This is a genomic window from Saccharomonospora halophila 8 (assembly GCF_000383775.1).
GTDB classification, from domain to species: Bacteria; Actinomycetota; Actinomycetes; order Mycobacteriales; family Pseudonocardiaceae; genus Saccharomonospora; species Saccharomonospora halophila.
The window spans coordinates 105795-122078 of sequence record NZ_KB912564.1; the positions used below are offsets into that span (position 1 = coordinate 105795).

Annotated in this window: 17 protein-coding genes and 2 pseudogenes; 6 read left to right on the plus strand and 13 right to left on the minus strand. The window is 68.4% G+C overall.

All coding sequences use genetic code 11. The features are described from left to right. Positions 1-4 precede the first annotated feature (4 nt). Complete coding sequence (locus SACHA_RS0114260; RefSeq protein ID WP_019810858.1) at positions 5-1267, minus strand: D-arabinono-1,4-lactone oxidase; 1263 nt, start codon at positions 1265-1267, stop codon at positions 5-7. Positions 1268-1770: 503 nt separating this feature from the next. Here SACHA_RS0114260 and SACHA_RS22215 point away from each other — a divergent pair. Further along, positions 1771-2514: a FadR/GntR family transcriptional regulator gene (locus SACHA_RS22215; RefSeq protein WP_019810859.1), complete on the plus strand. Its 744-nt coding sequence runs from the start codon at positions 1771-1773 to the stop codon at positions 2512-2514. 78 nt (positions 2515-2592) lie between these two features. Further along, positions 2593-3261 carry a cache domain-containing protein gene (locus tag SACHA_RS0114270; protein ID WP_019810860.1) on the plus strand — a complete coding sequence of 223 codons (669 nt, stop codon included), beginning with the start codon at positions 2593-2595 and terminating at the stop codon, positions 3259-3261. Between the two features lie 148 nt (positions 3262-3409). On the opposite strand, the pseudogene SACHA_RS26215 reads toward SACHA_RS0114270, so the two are convergent. The 12 genes and pseudogenes from SACHA_RS26215 to SACHA_RS0114325 all read right to left on the minus strand — a co-directional run. Beyond that, positions 3410-3848 (minus strand): annotated as a pseudogene (locus tag SACHA_RS26215) (IS5 family transposase); the annotation flags it as partial. A gap of 42 nt (positions 3849-3890) precedes the next feature. After that, positions 3891-4244, minus strand: a pseudogene (locus tag SACHA_RS26220) (AMP-binding protein); the annotation flags it as partial. Positions 4245-4341: 97 nt separating this feature from the next. Continuing rightward, a complete protein-coding gene (locus SACHA_RS22220; RefSeq protein WP_198010152.1) occupies positions 4342-5508 on the minus strand; it encodes a benzoate/H(+) symporter BenE family transporter in 1167 nt (388 codons plus the stop codon). 174 nt (positions 5509-5682) lie between these two features. Continuing rightward, complete coding sequence (gene catC, locus SACHA_RS0114285; RefSeq protein ID WP_028663194.1) at positions 5683-5964, minus strand: muconolactone Delta-isomerase; 282 nt, start codon at positions 5962-5964, stop codon at positions 5683-5685. Positions 5965-5992: 28 nt separating this feature from the next. Further along, positions 5993-6853 carry a catechol 1,2-dioxygenase gene (gene catA, locus SACHA_RS0114290; RefSeq protein ID WP_019810862.1) on the minus strand — a complete coding sequence of 287 codons (861 nt, stop codon included), beginning with the start codon at positions 6851-6853 and terminating at the stop codon, positions 5993-5995. 31 nt (positions 6854-6884) lie between these two features. Continuing rightward, positions 6885-7988, minus strand: coding sequence for a mandelate racemase/muconate lactonizing enzyme family protein (locus tag SACHA_RS0114295; RefSeq protein ID WP_019810863.1), 1104 nt, complete (start codon positions 7986-7988; stop codon positions 6885-6887). A gap of 57 nt (positions 7989-8045) precedes the next feature. Next, complete coding sequence (locus SACHA_RS0114300) at positions 8046-9002, minus strand: PDR/VanB family oxidoreductase (protein WP_028663195.1); 957 nt, start codon at positions 9000-9002, stop codon at positions 8046-8048. Positions 9003-9061: 59 nt separating this feature from the next. Next, on the minus strand, positions 9062-9808 hold the full coding sequence (locus tag SACHA_RS0114305) for an SDR family NAD(P)-dependent oxidoreductase (protein WP_019810865.1): 747 nt from the start codon (positions 9806-9808) through the stop codon (positions 9062-9064). Then, positions 9805-10335 (minus strand): aromatic-ring-hydroxylating dioxygenase subunit beta, encoded by a 531-nt coding sequence (locus tag SACHA_RS0114310; protein WP_039739104.1) that lies wholly within the window; start codon positions 10333-10335, stop codon positions 9805-9807. Before SACHA_RS0114310 ends, SACHA_RS0114305 begins: the two co-directional genes overlap by 4 nt. Then, the gene (locus tag SACHA_RS0114315; RefSeq protein WP_019810867.1) at positions 10328-11605 is read right to left on the minus strand and encodes an aromatic ring-hydroxylating oxygenase subunit alpha; all 1278 of its coding nucleotides are present in this window, start codon (positions 11603-11605) and stop codon (positions 10328-10330) included. The genes SACHA_RS0114310 and SACHA_RS0114315 overlap by 8 nt, the downstream gene beginning before the upstream one ends. Positions 11606-11623: 18 nt before the next feature. After that, positions 11624-12004, minus strand: a complete 381-nt coding sequence (locus tag SACHA_RS0114320; protein ID WP_019810868.1) for a hypothetical protein — start codon at positions 12002-12004, stop codon at positions 11624-11626. Between the two features lie 43 nt (positions 12005-12047). Continuing rightward, entirely contained in the window at positions 12048-13217 is a 1170-nt protein-coding gene (locus SACHA_RS0114325; RefSeq protein ID WP_019810869.1) for an acyl-CoA dehydrogenase family protein, read from the minus strand. 129 nt (positions 13218-13346) lie between these two features. On the opposite strand from SACHA_RS0114325, the gene SACHA_RS22225 reads away from it, so the two are divergent. The 4 genes from SACHA_RS22225 to SACHA_RS22230 form a co-directional block, all read left to right on the plus strand. Further along, complete coding sequence (locus SACHA_RS22225; RefSeq protein ID WP_019810870.1) at positions 13347-14903, plus strand: PAS domain-containing sensor histidine kinase; 1557 nt, start codon at positions 13347-13349, stop codon at positions 14901-14903. Between the two features lie 114 nt (positions 14904-15017). Then, the gene (locus SACHA_RS0114335; protein ID WP_020628638.1) at positions 15018-15530 is read left to right on the plus strand and encodes a flavin reductase; all 513 of its coding nucleotides are present in this window, start codon (positions 15018-15020) and stop codon (positions 15528-15530) included. 37 nt (positions 15531-15567) lie between these two features. Next, the gene (locus tag SACHA_RS0114340; protein ID WP_028663196.1) at positions 15568-15843 is read left to right on the plus strand and encodes a hypothetical protein; all 276 of its coding nucleotides are present in this window, start codon (positions 15568-15570) and stop codon (positions 15841-15843) included. After that, the coding region (locus tag SACHA_RS22230) for an amidase family protein (protein ID WP_269634192.1) at positions 15840-16284 on the plus strand (445 nt) is incomplete at its 3' end. The genes SACHA_RS0114340 and SACHA_RS22230, both read left to right, overlap by 4 nt.

The following is a 16284-nucleotide window of genomic DNA, read 5'->3' on the forward strand; positions in this document are numbered from 1 at the left end:
CGGTTCAGCCCAGGAGTGGGCGCAGGTGGTCGTTGAGGAACGTGCCGTTCGGGTCGAACTCCCGGCGCACCTCGAGGAAGGTGTCGAACCCGGGGTACAGCTCGCGCAGCCGGTCCCGCGTCATGAAGTGGATCTTGCCCCAGTGCGGTCGGGCCTGATACTGCTGCAGCCGCTGATCCACGGCGCGGAGGAAGGGCCAGTAGTCGGTTCCGGGCGCACCGGACACTGAGATCACCATGGTGTCGCGCTGGTAGTTCGGTGAAAGGTACGCGTCGTCGGCCGCGGTCCAACGCACTTCGATCGGATAGAGCTGGTCCGGGAACTCGTCGAGCATCAGCCGCCGGATCTTGTTGAGGGCCTCCAGGCCGTACTCGGCCGGAACCATGTACTCCATCTCGTGGAAGGGCTCGTCGTACCCGCCGGGGTAGACCCGGTAGGCGCGATCGGTGCGGTTTCCCACGTCGTCGGAGACGAGCCCGTCCGGCTCGATGACCTCGACCTCGTCGTAGATCTTGACGTAGCAGTGGTTGCTCATCGGCTGATCGGGTGGTGCCGGGAGTTGGTAGAGGTCCACGGAGTGGTCCGCGGGGCACCAGAAGAACGAGAAGTGCCGGTGATTGGCGATCAGCTCGTCCCAGGAGTCCTCGATCTCCTGCCACGGTCGGTAGCTGATCTCTTCCTTGATGTAGTAGGCGGGGGAAACGGCCAGTTCGACCTCGAGCATCACGCCGAGCGAGCCGATCGCGACCTGCGCCGCGCGTAGCTCCCGCATCCTGTCCTCGCCGATGTCAACGACCTCGCCGTGCCCGTTGACCAGTCGCACGCGGCGCATCGCTGCGGACATGTTCGGCAGCTCGATGCCGGATCCGTGCGTGGCCGTCCCGAGCGCACCGGCGATGACTTGCTTATCGATGTCGCCCTGGTTCGACAGCGACAGGCCGGCGTTCCACAGTGGTTCGCCCAGCTGGCCGACCGTGGTGCCCGCCAGGGCCGTGGCCCGCAGTCGCTGAGGGTCGGTTGCGGTCACCCCGGTCAGCTGGGTCAGGTCCAGCATGAGCCCACCAGTGGGCACAACCGGCGTGAACGAGTGTCCTGTTCCGGCAACCCGCACGTTCAAGCCTTGTCGGATCGCGTAGCGGACAGCCTCGACGACTTCGGACTCGTCGCGGGGCTGGGCGTACATCGCCGCGGTGACGGTGTGATTTCCGGCCCAGTTGGTCCAGACTCGGTCGTAGCTGGTGGGCGCGGACAGCGAGGGCTCGGTCAAGGGAATGCTCCGATCTTGCGCAACGGATCTCGATCAGTCGTCGGACACGCCTCCCACGTCGGCAGCGCGTGCGGGACAGCGCATGGCACGCAATCAGCACCGGGCGGGACACGTTGACCACGACGTGCTTCGGTAGTCGTCGAGCGCGTGGGCGGCCAGACCCCGCCCACGGCCGGGGATCTCTTAGAACGCTCCGAGCTCGGACGCGGGGACGAGCCCCTGCTGCACACCGGGATAACGGCGGTTCTTCGTCATCAAGCTGCTCCCTGAAGGCTCGGAGAAGGCGCACCCCAGCGGTGACGTTCAACACCGAACCGTGCCAGGGCGCCTCCATGTGGACAGCGGCGCAGAAAACCTAAAACACTCAGCTTTAAATGACAAGTTGCTCGAGCCCCGTAAGCGCTGGTACATCCTTGATGTCGTACCCTGACGGACGGTCGAATCGATCATGCCCGCACGTCGAACCCCGCCCTGACCAGTTGGTGAGCAGAGGAAAGACAACCGTGTCGAGTTTTGCTGCGTACCTGCGGTTGGACTCCACCGAAGGTCCGGGCCTGCCTCACAACGTGGCTCGACAACTGGAAACCGCGATCGCCGTCGGGCTGCTCAGCCACGGCGACCGACTGCCACCGGAGTCCGAACTCGCCGCCGAGATGGGGGTCTCTACCGGGACCCTCCGGCAGGCCTTGGAGACCCTGCGCCAGCGTGGGGCCATTGAAACCCGCCGCGGACGCGGTGGCGGCAGCTTTGTGCGAGACACGGCGAAACCGCCGCCCGCAACGGTGCTGAACCAGCTGCGTGAGCGTAGCGCCGACTCGCTACGCGATCTCGGCGATGCCTGTGCCGCCGTGGTCGGTGGGGCTGCCCATCTGGCCGCACAGCGGGCGGTCCGTGACGATGTGGAACGGCTGCGGCGACTGGCCGATCACTTCAGCTCCGCCGAGACCGCCGATGAGCGGCGCCGAGCGGACAGCCGTTTCCACATCGAGATCGGTGTGATCGCGCACTCGGCCCGGCTCACGCAGGCCATCGTCCACCTGCATGATGAGCTGGCATCGTTGTTCTGGATGGTCGGTGGCGAGGCCGAACATCACCCTGTGACCGAGTCCGCACACAATGCACTCATTGCGGCGGTCGGCAGTGTTGATGCGGATACCGCGCGTGCTGTGGTGATGCAGAACGTGGAAAGCCGTGTGCAGCACCTAATCGACCTGCATCTGGACCTAGCGGTGCGCGGTGAACCATGATGGCGGCGTTGCGCGACCAGAAGGTGGAGAATTTTGAACGACGGAGCTCTCGCGTCGCTGCGCCGTTGCGCGGAACGCATGCGAACACGGGTCGATCGGGTGCTCGATGACCTCGGGTCGGCGCAGGCCGAGGTCGTCCGGATACTCGCGTCGACTCGACGGCCGCTGTGCCGAGCCGACGTCGCGCAGGTGCAGCCGACCCTGTTGAACGTGCTCGACCAGCACCGCGGATTCGTTCAGGGGGTAGGACTCGCGCTCGACAACGGCCACCTCAGCGACGCATCGCGTTGGATGGAGTGGTGGCGCAGCGAGGACGACGAGCCAGCCTGCTTTGTCCGTCACCACCTCGACCCGGAGCACAACTACTTCTACGACTATGTCAACAAAGAGTGGTTCGCGTTGCCCCAGCGGACGAAACGACCGACGGTCACCGGGCCGTTCGTCGACTTCGCCGGGACCAACGAACACACCATCACCCTGGCCGTTCCGGTGGTTCACGATGATGAGTTCGTCGATGTGCTGGGAGCCGACGTCGCGGTCGAGGGCGTCGAGCGGTTGCTCATCGAGTCCCTGCGGTTGCGGTCACCGGACACCGTCCTGCTCAACGAGAACAACCGTGTCGTGGCGTCGACCAGCGCGCGGTGGTGGAGCGGAACCCTACTGCGCGGTGCTCCCGGTGTGGAATGGTCCGAGGAGGTCGACCTCGGCGGTGACCTGCGCTGGCGTCTCGTTGCGGCACACCGCTGACGGCGTTATCCACACGTGAGTCCGCCCGCGTCCCGTACCCTCTTGGGCCGACTGCGGTGACATGACGTCCCCACGACCGATCCAGTGAACGCTGCGGGAACCACTGTGCTGACTGAAATTGTAGTCCGCGGCCGGATTAGACTGCGTCTCAGTAGGTGATCTTTTTGAAGCAGGTGAGGGTGGCGGCGAGGGTGAGGAGGGCGGTGTAGTTGTTGGCGGAGCGTTCCCAGCGCACGGCCAGGCGTCGGTAGGTGAGCAGCCAGGAGATGGTTCGTTCGACGACCCATCGGTGGCGGCCGAGCGTGTGGCTGGGTTCGATGCCGGTGCGGGCGATGCGTGGGGTGATGCGCCGGGTGCGGAGCCAGGTTCGGAGCTGGTCGTAGTCGTAGCCCTTGTCGGCGTGCAGTCGGAGTGGTTTGCGCCGGCGGTGCCCCCCGCGGTGAGCGCACCGCGGGGATGGCCTGCACCAGCGGTCGGAGCGCGTTCCTGTCGTGGACGTTGGCTGCCGAAATCGCCACCGACAGAGGTACTCCCGCCGCGTCGGTCAAGACGTGCAGCTTGGAGCCGGCTTTGCCGCGGTCAACCGGAAGACCAAATACGAGACACGCTCTTCGCGCCTGCCGGAGCACGTACTCCAGCTCGTGGACACAGTAGGCCGGGTTGATGGTGACCAGCACCGCGCCGATCCGTGCCGTCGCGTACTGCACGATCGTCCACTCCGCACAGTCGAGGGCCCAGATTCCCACCCGGTCGCCCTTGGCGACGCCGAGATCGGCGAGTCCCAGCGCGACCACGTCGACCTCGTCGGCGAACTCCCGGTAGGTCCAGCGCCGTCCGGTCGCCACGTCCACCACGGCCTCCCGCCCGCCGTGCGCGGCGACCGTGCGCGCGAGATCATCACCGACCGTGTCCCCGAGCAACGGCACCGCCGACGACCCGGACGCGTAACTCGGCAACACGGGTGAGTCCACGGTGACCTCCACGCATGTCGACGTCGACGACCGCCCGTCGAGTCGTCCGAAGGGACCCGACGACCTCGTGAGCGGACCGTCCCCTCGCCGTGCGCTACCCCCGGGATAGCTACCGAGCCGGGGACGCGTGCTCGGCGAAGTCGGCGCGTTCGAGCGCGAGTGAGGTGAGCACGCCCGCCAGTAGACCCCAGAACGCCGCGTTGATGTTCAGCGGCTGCACTCCGGAAACGGTCACGAGGAAGGCGAGCAACGAGTCGAGGGTGAAGTTCGTGCGGAAGGCGGTGACGAACGCGCTCCGCAGCGCGCAGCATCGCCAGGCCGCCGAGCACGGCGTCGCGAGCATGAAGCGCACCAGGGCGGGGGCGAGGAGTCCGACGACGATCGCGCCGAGGCCACAGACGATGCCCGCGGTGTACTGGCGGGACCGCTCGGTGGAGGCCACCAGCAGCGCGTTCGTCGGGCCGGTCAGAGAGGTCGACACGGCCCCGACCGCGGCCGCGGGCAGTGACCACGTCCCGCCCGCACAGCAGTGCCGCCATGTTCGTGGGTGGGCGCCTGTCCCGCCTGTTTGAGGACGGCGACGCCCTGGCCGTCCTGGACCACGAGCACGGTGAATCGCCAGTGGCACGACGAGTTCCGCGATCGCGCGCCAGGTGAACTCAGGCGCCTGCGGCATCGGCTGGGCGAGCCAGCCCGCACCGGCGGGTTCGAAGCGGCCGGACACCGCCACGGCGAGCGCGCCGGCGATCAGCGCACCCAGGATGGACGGCACCGCCCTGCCTGCTCGGGGAAGCACACTCGGTAGCACGAACGTCGCGATCATGGGAACCGCGAGGATCGCGTCCGATCCGGTCGCCGTGACGGGATCGAGGCCGAAACTCAGGAACACGCCCACCACCATCGCCATCACGATCGGCATCGGCAGGGCGGCCATGACCGCGCGGACCCAGCCGGTCAGGCCGATCGCGACGATCAGCAGCGCGGTCACGAGGAACGCTCCGAGCTCCGCCCACCGCAGGTGGTTCAGCGAGGCACCGATCATGACGGTCCCGGGAATGGTCCAGAAGAAGGCCAGCGGCTGCCGGTATACCCAGGAGGCGATCGCGGTGAGCACGCCGTTGAGGAAGAACACCCCGAACACCCAGGAGGCGAGCTGCCCGGAGCTGAGTCCGCCGCCGGTGCCGGCGGAGAGAATTACTGCGATGTGTCCGATCGCCGAGAACACCAGACCGACGACGCCACCCGCGACCGAGGATCCGCGGAGGTCCCGCAGCACCCGGCGTGGACCCGGACGCCGGGGAGGCGGGGCGTTCGAATCTCGGCTGGTCGACCGTCTCGTCGTGGTCGACCTCGTCGAGCGTGCCGGACGCGGTGCCACCGGACGCCGGGACCCGCGTCGTCGGGACCCGGCGGCCAGTGGCTCGGCCGCGCGTCCGGAAGGGGCTCGTCGTCAGTCCTCGATCTTGGACGGGTGCACCGCCAGCGGGGTGACCTCGACGTCCATGTAGGGGAACAGCGGCAGGCCGGACAGCAGCGTGTGCAGCTCGTCGTGGTCGGTGGCGTCGAGCACGGACACGTTGGCGTACTCGCCCGCGATCCGCCACAGGTGCGGCCACTTGCCCGCACGCTGCAACTGCTGGCTGTACTCCTTCTCGCGCGCGAGGAGGTCGGCGCGCTGGTCCGGGTCGAGGTCCGCGGGCAGATGCACGTCCATGCGGATGTGGTAAAGCACGGGTGCGTCTCCTTCCGGACTGGTCGCCTCAGGCGGGGTCGAGGACGAAGTCGTACCGGACGGTCTCATCGTCGGGGCCGGACTTCGGGTCGAGCATCAGCTCCGGCTTGACCGCCGAGGCGATGTCGTCGTCGTTGTGCTCGTCGCCGGGGAAGTACAGCTGGGCGGTGAGCAGTTCGTGGCCCGGGGCGGAGACCTTGACGTGCAGGTGTGCCGGGCGCCAGGCGTGCCAGCCTGCCGCGGCGATGAGCCTGCCGCAGGCGCCGTCGGTGGGGATCCGGTACGGGGCCGGGCGCACCGTGCGGATCCGGAAGCGCCCCTCGGTGTCGGTGGTGAAACCGGCGCGCAGGTTCCACTCCGGGATGTCCGGCGCGAACTGGGAGTAGTAGCCGTCGGCGTCGGCGTGCCACACCTCCACCGTCGCCCCGGCCAGCGCCGAGCCGTCGGTCGAGGTGACCCGGCCGGTCCAGGTCAGCGGCGTGCCGGGCTCGTCGTCGCGCATCGGCACGGCACCGTCCGATCCCTGCTCGGGGGCGTGGGGCGCGTAGTAGGGGCCCTCGATGGTTCCCTTGTTGCCCTCGCGGTGCTCGGTGGCGACCTCCTCGACGACGTGTTCGACCCACACGTCGAGGAACAGCGGCCACTCGCCGTCCTCGCCGACGCTGATCAACCACGCCTTGAGCGCGTTGTACTCGTCGTAGGTCACCTTGTGCCTGCGGATGGCCCCGTGCACCGCGTCGAGGACCTCACGGGCCAGCAGGCTGACGCGCTCGGGCGGGGTGCCCGCCACACCGTCGAGTTTGTCGCTCTTGAACCGTTCGGTCGCGTTGGCACCGGACGCCGCGGCGGTGGCCGTGTCGTGGGCGTTGGCCGTGTCGTGTTGAGTCATCGGAATCCTCCTTGATTCGGGATGGCGAGGGTCAGCGATCCCGGCGGTAGTGCCGGAGCTTGTCGGGATCGAGCTCGGCGCCGAGTCCGGCGCCGGGCGGCACGACCAGTTCGCCGTCGCTGATCCGCAGCGGTTCGGCGAGCAGGTCGTCGCGCATGTCGAGAAAGTTGGACAACTCGCCGGCCCGGCGCGAGGTCAGCGGGTAGGCGGCGCCGAAGGCCACGGTGCACAGCGAACCGAGCTGCCCGTCGATCTGATTGCCCATCACGACCTCCAGGCCTAGCCCCTCGGCGAGGTGGTGGGTGCGCTGTGAGCGGATGAACCCGGTGCGCGCGGTCTTGATGCTCACCGCCGTGGCCGACCCGCCGAGGACCTCGCGGGTGACGTCGGCGGCGGTGACCGCGGACTCGTCGGCGATGAACGGCACGTCGAGCTGCCGCACCAGCCAGCGCCTGCCGAGCACGTCGTCGGCCGGGCACAACTCCTCGGCGAACAGCAGGTCGAGGTCGGCCATTTCGCTCATGGCGCGCGCGGACTCGGCGGCGGTCCAGCCCCGGTTGCCGTCGACGTAGAGCTCCACCGCGTCGCCGAGCGCCTCGCGCAGCGCGCGCACCACGGCGGTGTCCAGCGACACCGGGCGACGCCCGACCTTGACCTTGAACGTCGTGATGCCGTAGGTGTCCCGCATCCGCTCGGCTTCGGCGACCATCGCGGCCGGTTCGTCGAAGCCGAGCATGTGCGACACCCGCATCCGGTCGGTGTAGCCGCCGAGCAGCTCGGTGACCGACACGTCCAGGCCACGCCCGAGCGCGTCCCACATCGCCATGTCGAGCGCCGACTTCGCGGCCGGGTTGCCCACGGTGCGCCCCAGCCGGACGTGCGCGGTCTCGCGGTCGAGCAGGCTCAGTCCGACCAGTTGCGGGGCGAACACGGAGTCGACGGCCGCGACGATGCCGGCCTGGGTCTCGCCGTAGGTGAACGGTCGGGGCGGCGCCTCGGCGACGCCGATGATTCCGTCTTCGGTGTGCACCCGCACCAGGACGTGTTCGGCCGCGGACACCTCACCGGAGGCGAAGCGCAGCGGTTTGCGGTACGGGATGGCGAACGGGATCGCCTCCACCCGGGTGATCTTCATGTTCGAGGTGTCGACCGTCCTTTCCGTACTGATCGGCTCAGCACCGCACCCCGCCGATCAGTAGAGTTCGATGACGAGTCTGTCGGTGAGCGCGCGGGAGACGCACAGCGCCATCTGGTCGCCCGCCGATCTGTCGGCCGCCGACAGGCACTGGTCCCGGTGGTCCGGCGTGCCTTCCAGAACCCCGGACACGCACGATCCGCAGATCCCTTCCTCGCACGACTTGAACACCTCGATGTCGTTCTCGGCGAGCACGCCGAGGATCGACCGTTCCGCCGGGATCTCGAAGACCTCCCCCGTGTCCAGTTCGACCGTGAACGGCTGGTCCCCACTCGTGTCGGTCTCGGCGGCGACGAAACGTTCGAGGTGGACCCGTTCGTTCCCGACCACCGGGGAAAAGGCCTTGATCACCTCCGCCATGAATCCCTCGGGCCCGCACGTGTAGAGGTGGCTGTGCGGTGTCAGCTCCGGCACCAGATCCGCCAGCACCGCGGGCAGCTCGTCGCGCGGGGTGCCGAACCGCGAATGGATCCGGCTCCGGAACTCGGGCAGGCTCTCCAGGCGGTCGACGAACGCGGCCTCCTCGCGGGAACGCGCGAAGTAGTGGAGCTCGAAGTCCGCATCCCGCTCGGCGAGTTCGTGGGCCATGCCGAGCAATGGCGTGATGCCGATGCCTGCCGCGACGAGCAGGTGCCGGTCGGCATCCGGCGCGAGGGTCAACAGGTTGCGCGGCTGCCCGATCTCCAGGGTGTCCCCGGCCGACACGGTGTGCAACGCCTGCGATCCACCGCGCGACTCCGGTTCCCGCTTGACCGCGATGAGCAACGCCGAGCGGTCGCTCGGTCGTCCGCACAGCGAGTACTGCCGGGTCATTCCGGTGGGGCCGACGACGTCGATGTGCGCGCCCGCCTCGTACTCGGGCAGTGGGGCGGCATCCGTCCGGACCAGCCGCAGTGTGCGGACCTCCGCCGTTTCGTCGACGACCTCCGCCACCCGTACGGGGATTGTCTTCATCGCTTTCTCACCTCCAATCCCGCGAGACCGGCGTCAACGCCGCCGATCAGCGCAGACGATCAGCGCAGATAAAGCCCGCCGTTGACGTCCCAACACGCCCCGGTGACCGAAGCCGCTCCCGGGGACACGAGCAGCGCGACCGTTTCCCCGATGAACGCCGGGTCTCCGAGTCGCCCCACCGGAATCGCCGACGTGAAGGAATCGAGGTTCTGCTCACCGACGACCGATCGAACCGTCGGACTGTCCTGCGGTCCCGGCGATACCGCGTTCACGGTCACGCCGCGGGGAGCCAGTTCCCGGGCGAACACCTTCGTCGCCGACAGGATCGCGCCTTTCGAGGACGCGTAGTGTCCCCCGGTCGCCGTCCCACCGTTCTGCCCTGCCAACGAGGCCATGTTGACGATCCGGCCGTAGCCCTGTTCGGCGAAGTGCGTCCCGAAGATCTGGCAGGCCTGGAAGGTCCCCGTGACGTTGACCGCCAGCACGTCGTCGAGTTCCTCGGAGGTGATCTCGAGCAGCGGAGTCGTCCGGGTGTGCGCCGCGTTGTTCACGAGAACTTCCACGCCGCCGAAGTCGGCCGGCACGCGGGCCAGCAGGGTCTCCAACGCGGCGCGGTCCCGGACGTCCACCCCGTAACCCCTGGCCGTGGCGCCCGAGTCGTCGAGCTCCGTGGCGAGGGCGTCGGCGGCCGGGCCGTCGAGATCGGCGATCGCGACGCCGTACCCCCGGCCGTGCAGACACCGCGCGATGGCAGCGCCGAGTCCGGCGGCTCCGCCGGTCACCACCGCCGTGTACGCCGCACTCATAGCAGGAACCCCGCCGCGGGCACCGCGCCCTCGCTGTCGACCAGCCGCACCACCTTCAACGTGATGCGGTCACCGGCCGGACCGTCTTCGGCCAGCCGCACCCGGTGCGTCACGTCCGAGGCCCAGATGTCGTGCCGTCCCCGTTTGTAGGCGATCAGCACCTGGGCCGAGCGCAGGACGACCTCGGTGTCGGAGACCGATTCCGGCACGAACCTGGACACCGTGCGGACGGTGCGGGCGGCATCGACCGCGGCGATGGCGTAGCCTTCGGTCATCCGTGTCACGCGCATCTCCCGCATCCGCGCGTCGTCGTAGATCATGTTCAGCGTGCCCGCGAAGTCGTCCGTCTCCGGGTCGATCGGGACCACGTAGAAGCCGTCCTCGGTGAACAACTCGTTCCACCGGACGTAGTCCGGGCGGTCGAGCAGCTCGGCCTCGCGCCACACCAGCTCGATCGCTCTGGCGACTCGCGCGTCGGTCGTCCGCACGGCATCGGACGCGGCCTCCACTCCGGTGGGTTCAGTCATCGCGCATCATCCGCTTCCACTGGTTGTACGCCGCGCGCATGCCGGTCTCGTCCGTCACGTGCGACGTCGGCCATCCCTCGGCACTCCTCTCCTCCCGTGCCAGACCACGGTTGATCAGAATCGGCATCGCCGGTTCGGCACGCGCACCCCGCTGAACCCGGTCCCAGCCCTCGGCGTCGTCCGGTGTGCCGAACCCGAACGGGCCCTGGAAGTGTTCGTGGATCCGCAGCCGCTCCCGGTTCACGGGTTCCACTTCGGCCGGTCCGTCCGGTCCGATGGCGACGTGCTCGATCAGCGTCTCGTCGACGGCGATCGGCCGCAGCACGCGGAGGAACGCGGAGGACATCGCCACGTTCGGGAAGAGGTTGAGATTGAAGCCGGTGCCGTGCATGGCACGCAGCAACCGGCGCACCTCCGTGTCGGAGAAGGAGGCCGACAGTTCCCGGGCGAGGTGGTCGAATCTGCCCTGCAGCGGCTCGGTGCCGTCGTCGACGTCGAGGTCGGCGTGTTCCGGCACCATCCGCATGACGCTGTGACCGTGACCCAGATCGTGCGTGGTCGCCTCGGGGTCGTTCATGAACGACATCATGTCCGCGGTCTCGGCGTCCACGGACGCCATCCACGACCGGTGCACGATCGGGAAGTGATAGCCGTCCGTGGTGTTCTCGAGCTGGATCTTCCAGTTCCCCTTGAACCGGAACTGATGCTTGCCGAGAACCTTGATCGGGTAACCCCCGCCCTGCTTCAGGAACCGGTCGATCCACAGCCGCGCGTCACCGAGGTGGTCGGCCAGCGGTTCCGCGTCGTCGTTGAAGGTCGCGAAGACCATCCCGCCGTAGCTCTCGGTGCGCAGCTTCCGCAGCGACAGGTCGCGCTTCTCGACGACCCCTTCGTAGCCGTCCGGATACGGGATGCCGCGCAGCGTTCCGTCGAGGCCGTACGACCAGGCGTGATACGGACAAGTGAACCCGTTCGCCCGACCCTGCGGCTTCTCGCACACGCTCGCGCCGCGATGCCGACACCGGTTGAGCATCGTGTGCAGAGTGTTCTTCCGGTCGCGGGTCACGATCACCGGCTGCCTGCCGACATGGGTCGACTTGAAGCTCCCCGGCGTGGCCAGTTCGCTCTCGTGGGCGACCCAGACCCAGGTGTTCTCGAAGACGGCCGTCATCTCGCGTTCGAAGATCGCGGGGTCGGTGTAGAGGCGGCCGGCCACCCGGTCCTCCGCGACCATATCCGCGGGTGCGAGGTCATCGATGTGCTGGTTCATCCGGCTTCTCCGTACGTGTCATTCGGGGAGCGTGACGTCCTCGCGGACGGTGAGCGCACGGCCCATCCGGGCCTCGATCTTGGCGAACCGCCAGAGCTTGGCGTCGCCGTCGCCGACCGGCGTCGTGCGGAACAGGTCGCACGCGGCCTTGACGGTGTACTGGGAGTCGACGTCGGCCAGGATGTAGCAGGTCCACGGCCAACCGCCGGACGGGCCGACCATGTGCGCGTCGTCGTCGATGTCGCCGATGAAGTCGACTCCCGGCAGTTCCTTGATACCGTCCATCATGGACACAAAGGACTTCCAGACGTCGCCGGGCGCGATCCCGTCCCGGGGTAGATCGAAGAAGTTCTGGTTGATTCCGATGCAGAAGAGAACACGAAGTGGCTGCGCGGTCACGCCGGCCTCCTAGTCGCAGTTTTTGTGGTGTCGATGTCGGGTATCACCGGAAGCCGGGAGTCGTCGGCTCCAGTCCCATCAGGGCCGCACCGGCCGAGTCGTACAGGGCGGGCCCCAGAAAAGCGTGCTGCTTCGGCACGAGGGCGTCTCCGAGCAGCCGCTGCAGCGGGTGGCTCCGGTTGATCGGCGCCGTTCCGGATATCTCCACCAGTCCGCTGACGACGTCGGAGGCGGTCTTCGCGAGATGCGCCGAGGCCAGCCTCAGGTGCGCGTTCTGCTCATCGGTGGCCACATCACCGGAGACGACCGTCTCCCATACTTCGTGGCTGAGCTCGTAGAACCACGACCGGGCCGAACGCAGCGCAGCTTCGGCGGAGGCGACCTGCGTCCGGTAGTACGGCCGGTCGGCGAGTCTCGGTGCCCCGGTGACGCCCGCGTACCCGCTGCCGACCCGCTTCGCGTGATCGAGGGCAGCCCGCGCCACCCCCGAGGCGACCACCGCGAGTACCTGCGAGGCGTACGCGATGACCGGATACCGGTACAGCGGCTCGTCCACGGTGGGCTCCCCGCCGCGGATGAAGGTCCATTCGTGCGGCACCTCGGTGTCGTGCACGACCAGGTCGAACGATCCGGTCCCGCGCATCCCGACGACGTCCCATTCCCGGACGATCTCCACCTGTTCGGGATTCAGCAGCGCCGTCCGCGGTTTCCCCCCGGTCGACGAGTCACCGGGGATGCCGACCCCGAGGACGTCGGCGCCCATGCATCCGCTGGCGAACTTCCACCGTCCGTCGACCCGGAAACCGCGGTCGGTGGTTTCGCCGGATTGAACGGGGAAGAGGCCCGCGGCGAACGTGACGTCCGGACCGTCCCGGTAGAGCTCGGCCTGGGTTTCCAGCGGCAGGGCGGCGAGGTAGATGAGGGCGGAACCGAAACTGGCGACCCAGCCCGTGGATCCGTCGACAGCGGAGATCCGCTCGATCCGATCCAGGAACTCGGCCGGCGGCAGCGGCTCACCACCGAATTTCGCCGGTGTCGCCGCGCGGTAGATCCCGACCTGTTTGAGCCGCTCGATGAAGTCCTTCGGTACGTACCGTTGCTCGTCGAATTCCGCTTTGCGGTGTTCGAGCTCCGCCAGCACGTCGGCGAAGGTGGCGGCGTCGCCGGCACGTCCCCATCTCCCGGCGGCTTCGGCCACCCGCGTCTGCACCATTGCTCCTCCTCGTTCGACCGACTCCGACGCTACGAAGCGGCAGCGCTGTGCGGTATCGGGTCTTGCCGATGCCGCCCTAGGGGATTCCTTCAGAACCGGCCCCGGCGGCGAACGTCCTATCCTCGCGGGATGCACGTCGATCCTCAGGCACCCGAGATCACGATGAACGACTTCGTGGCGATGATGCGGGCCACGAAACTCTGCGTGCTGTTGCACGACGCGGACACCAAAAGCATCCTCTGGGCGAACCCGGCCGCGTGCGAGATGCTCGGCTGGAGCGTGACCGAGCTGCGCCCGCTCAAGGCCAACCACATGAGCAGCTCGGCGCAGCAGTACGATCGCGTGATCGGCAGGGCGTGGCTGCAGGAGGCGGCCGACAAGGGCGCCAGCCGGATGGAGTGGCACTACCGCTCCAGGAGCGGCCGGGTCATCCCCACCGACGCGGTCGCCGCGCGGGTGGAGCTGGACCGGGGTACCGCGGTCATGGTGCAGTTCCGCGACATCGAGCGGGAACAGCAGATCGAGCGCGAACTGCGCCTCACGACGTCCTACGTCGATGCGCTGGGCCGGCACACCTCGACCATCGCGCTCATGGTCGACGCTGCCGGAACGCTGCGGTTCGCGACGGACACGGCCGTGAGCCGCATCGGCGCGGTCCCGAACGAGCCTCTGGGGGCACTGTCCACGTACGGTCGGCTGTGGCTCGGCGGACGAAGCGTCACCTGGGAAGAGGCACTCGCCCGCGCGACCCCGTCGACCGCGATCCAGCTGGAGATCCCGCAGGACGACAGCAGTCCGGTGTGGCTCGAGGGAACCCTCGAATCGGTACAGGACGTCGGTGACCACACACTGCTGATGATCCTGCACGACGTCTCCGACCGTGTGGAGGACGAAGTGCACCGGGAGCGCGAGCTGCACCGCGAGAACTACCTGGCACGGTACAACGCGATGGGCGACATGGCGATGGCGATCGCGCACGAGCTCGGTCAACCACTCGCGGCCGCGGGGAACTTCCTCGCCGGTGTCCGGACGCGGAGCAGATCACTGGCCGACGCGGGCGAGCTCCCGACCGAAACCGCGTCCCAGCTCTCGTTCGGCATCGACAGGGCGGTCCGCCAGATCGAACGCGCCAGCACGATCGTCGACGCGGTACGCGAGTTCGTCGGCCACCTGGAGCGGGTGGATCAGGTCGTGGATCTCAACGACGTGCTCGACCAGTGCCTGCACTTCGTCGGGCTCCGCGCGGTACCGAACGGCGTCACGGTCGCGGTGCACCGTCACCCCGAACCGGTGGTGGTGCGCTGCGAGCGGGTGCTGACAGGACAGGTGCTGCTCAACTTCTGTATCAACGCGATCGACGAAATGTCGTCGTGTGATGCCGAACACCGACGGCTCACGATCACTATCCGCCCCGGCGACGGGGTCGGCGTTCTCACCGTGGACGACCAGGGGCGCGGTTTGCAGCACGACCCGTTCGAGGAATCGTTCACGTCGAAAGCCCAGGGAAGCGGCATCGGACTGGCACTGAGCTACCGAGTCATCACCCGCCAGCACGGCCGGATCTGGGCCGAGCCGCGGAAGGAAGGCGGGTCACGGTTCGGCTTCGCCCTGCCGCTCGCGAGCGACGGCGACGGCACGGACAGCGACGGCACGGACGGCGACGACCGGAACGGCGACGGACAGTAGGGAAAACCCTCAACCGAGCCGGTGGAAGTCTCGATATGACCTCGTCGATCCGCGTCGTACCGTCGCAGCGGAAGCAGACGACGGCGCTCGGCCCACGCGCTCGCAGGAGGAATCGTGTCAGAGCTGCCCAATGCCCAGCGGGAGTTCCGCTCCGCGATGGCCAGACTGCCCGCGGCCGTGAACGTGATCACGACCGACGGAGCACTCGGTCCGGCCGGGATGACCGTGAGCGCGACCTGCTCGGTGACCGACACTCCGCCGACGATGCTGGTGTGCGTGAACCGGTCGAGTCGCTCGCACGACATCGTCACCGCGAACGGGCGCGTCGCGGTCAACGTGCTCGGCGCGGACCACGACGAACTCGCGCTCCACTTCGCCGGTGCGACACAGGTTCCGACCGCGGAACGGTTCGCCGAAGGGGCCTGGGATTTCGACACGCACGGTGTTCCGGTGCTGCAGGACGCGCTCGTCTCCGTGGTCGGCCGGATCGTGGCCGACCGTACGCTCGGCTCCCATTCGGTGCTGTTCGTCGAGGTCGATGCGGTGCACACGCACGAGAACACCGGAGCGCTGGTCTATTTCCACCATCGGTTCCACAGCCTCGCCACGCCTTCGCTCAGCGCGTAGGCACCGGATGCGTGACCACGGTGCGAAGGAGGACCGCGTGAACGAGCAGGACGACGGCATCCGGATGACACTGACCTGCTACACCGACACCCACGGCTACGGCTGGCGGCACGTCGACCTCTTCGAGCACTACCGGGACGGCCGGGAGCGGAGCTGGGTGCACTGGCAGGTACCCGAGGACGGGCCCGAGGCGGCCGACGCCGTGACCGCGGCGGTGGAACCGCTGCTTCGGCGCACCTCGGAGTGGCGACACGGGGTGAGCGCGAGCGGCATGGATTTCTGGGTCGCCGACGCGGCCTGGGACGAACTGTGACAGGCCCGGCAGCACCTCAGCGGCCGTGGTCACTGCGCGAGCTGCACGACGACCTCCGGGCCGGGCGGACGACCACCGCGGACGCGCTGGCGCGCACGCATGCCGCCACGGACGAGACCGACTCCGACGTACGCGCCTGGGTGGCACGGCACCCGCAGCCCGAAGCGGACGACACCGGCCCGCTCGGTGGCGTTCCGCTCGGCGTGAAGGACATCATCGACGTCGCGGGCTTCCCGACGAAATGCGGCACGACACTGCGGCAGGACGCCGCCCCGGCCGACACGGACGCGGCGATCGTCACGTCGTGGCGGCAGGCAGGCGCGATTCCGATCGGCAAGACCGTCACCACCGAGTTCGCCTACTTCGCGCCAGGGCCCACGCGCAACCCTCGCGCGCCCGGTCACACGCCGGGCGGCTCGTCGAGCGGGTCCGCCGCCGCCG

Coding starts and splice junctions, on each gene's coding strand:
- SACHA_RS0114270 (WP_019810860.1), top strand. CDS start 2,593: ATGCGAACACGGGTCGATCGGGTGCTCGATGACCTCGGGTCGGCGCAG.
- catA (WP_019810862.1), bottom strand. CDS start 6,853: ATGACTCAACACGACACGGCCAACGCCCACGACACGGCCACCGCCGCG.
- SACHA_RS0114295 (WP_019810863.1), bottom strand. CDS start 7,988: ATGAAGATCACCCGGGTGGAGGCGATCCCGTTCGCCATCCCGTACCGC.
- SACHA_RS0114300 (WP_028663195.1), bottom strand. CDS start 9,002: ATGAAGACAATCCCCGTACGGGTGGCGGAGGTCGTCGACGAAACGGCG.
- SACHA_RS0114305 (WP_019810865.1), bottom strand. CDS start 9,808: ATGAGTGCGGCGTACACGGCGGTGGTGACCGGCGGAGCCGCCGGACTC.
- SACHA_RS0114310 (WP_039739104.1), bottom strand. CDS start 10,335: ATGACTGAACCCACCGGAGTGGAGGCCGCGTCCGATGCCGTGCGGACG.
- SACHA_RS0114315 (WP_019810867.1), bottom strand. CDS start 11,605: ATGAACCAGCACATCGATGACCTCGCACCCGCGGATATGGTCGCGGAG.
- SACHA_RS0114325 (WP_019810869.1), bottom strand. CDS start 13,217: ATGGTGCAGACGCGGGTGGCCGAAGCCGCCGGGAGATGGGGACGTGCC.
- SACHA_RS22225 (WP_019810870.1), top strand. CDS start 13,347: ATGCACGTCGATCCTCAGGCACCCGAGATCACGATGAACGACTTCGTG.